Source organism: Peribacillus sp. 05N428 (assembly GCF_056397085.1).
Genome location: NZ_JBFTMS010000116.1, coordinates 1 through 1,259, shown reverse-complemented (window position 1 = coordinate 1,259; position 1,259 = coordinate 1). Strand labels below are relative to the sequence as shown.

Here is a 1,259-nt window from a genome sequence, read left to right as displayed (position 1 = left end):
TATGGACGGCCGCCTTCTGGAGGGAACGCAACGGCACTGTCGCCGACAACGAATACGTCATTATGGGATTTGGATTGCAAATACTCATTGACGGTTGCTTTGCCGCGATCCACTTCAAGGCCTGATTCGCCTACGATAGGAAGAGCCGCAACTCCGCCTGTCCAAACAAGCGTATTGGCCGTTATCGTTTGTCCGTCTTTCAATTCGATTTGATTTCCTTTAACACCCGTTACAGGCAGACCTGTCAAGAATTCAACGCCGCGTGCTTCCAAGCTTGTCATGGCACGTTCGATTAAGTGATCAGGCAGGACCGGAAGGATTTTTGGACCAGCTTCCACAAGCTTGATTTTCAAGTCCTTGAAGTCCACTCCGAACTTTTTGGCGATTTTAGGGAAATGATCCACGATTTCACCGATTAACTCAACGCCCGTCAATCCGCCGCCGCCGATCACGATGGTTGCGTCCGCTTCATTATTCGTTTGAGAATATTCGCGGATGCGATCTTCGATATGTTTGTAAATCTTGTTWGCATCATTTACGGATTTCAAGACCATGCTGTTTTCYTCAAGTCCCGGAATGCCGAAGAATCCTGTTTGGCTTCCCAAAGCAACAACCAGGGCATCATARGATAATGTGGAACCATTGGCAAGTTTCACTTCTTTATTATCAACCGAGAATGACTCCACTTTGGAAATGACAAGGTCGATATCTTTTCCTTTGAAAAGCTTTTCCAAMGGAATGGAAACGGCTTGTTCAGAAATGGATCCGCCTGCAAGACGGTGCAATTCGGTGATGATTTGGTGCGTTGGAAATTGGTTCACCACTGTAACCTGCACTTCATCTTTATTGTAATATTCACGTACGGATAARGCAGATAGTAATCCTGCGTAACCTGCACCTAAGATGACGATTTGTTTTGACATAGTTAATCCCCCGTCCTTACTGATTGAAAGTTTATCAAATTATTTTTGGTTTTTACGTTCTGCAGAGACTTCAAGAAAAGCTTGGGCGAAACGGAAAAGCTTTTGTGCTTCCGGATCTTTCATCATCCTTAACAGACCAAAAAGACCGATCACATCATTATTCGCTTCTGCACGATCCTTAGCTTCGATGGCATTTGCCGCAAGCCCTTTCACTGAATGGACCACAGGTGTCGCGATCTCCGAAATGGCGCTGACCGTATCATTTTTCAACACATCATCAGTCGCAACCGATTGAGCGAAATCATAAGACTTTGTTAAAATATTCACTAACTCAGT

Annotated in this window: 2 protein-coding genes; both read right to left on the bottom strand. The window is 44.9% G+C overall.

What is annotated here, in order from left to right:
• Window positions 1-923, bottom strand: a 923-nt coding sequence (locus tag AC1DIV_RS29960; protein ID WP_477577960.1) for an NAD(P)/FAD-dependent oxidoreductase, incomplete at its 3' end; no start/stop codon positions are given.
• 39 nt (window positions 924-962) lie between these two features.
• On the bottom strand, window positions 963-1,259 hold a 297-nt coding region (locus tag AC1DIV_RS29955; RefSeq protein WP_098866438.1), incomplete at its 5' end, for a DUF1641 domain-containing protein.